Annotated in this window: 1 protein-coding gene; it reads left to right on the forward strand. The window is 55.6% G+C overall.

Annotated elements, in window-relative coordinates; translation table 11 throughout:
* A partial coding sequence (locus MRS74_RS23930) for a glycosyltransferase family 2 protein (RefSeq protein ID WP_254582776.1) occupies window positions 1–207 on the forward strand: 207 nt, incomplete at both ends.

Genomic DNA, 207 nt, shown 5'->3' on the forward strand with positions numbered 1-207 from the left:
TGACGGCACAGCAAAGGTCCTGCAGGGACAACAGGATGTTTCTGTGTGGCGCACCACGGACAGTTACAAGCTGTCGCGGTTTGGGATGGATTGGCTGGGCTATTTGCAGATGCGCTATGGGGCGGGTCATTGGTGCCTCACGGTCGATACGGACGAATTGCTGGTCTATCCGCATATGGACACTGCATCGTTGGCACAGTTCACAGA

The sequence above is a fragment of the Marinobacterium sedimentorum genome, from assembly GCF_024267675.1.
In the GTDB taxonomy this organism is placed as follows: domain Bacteria; phylum Pseudomonadota; class Gammaproteobacteria; order Pseudomonadales; family Balneatricaceae; genus Marinobacterium_A; species Marinobacterium_A sedimentorum.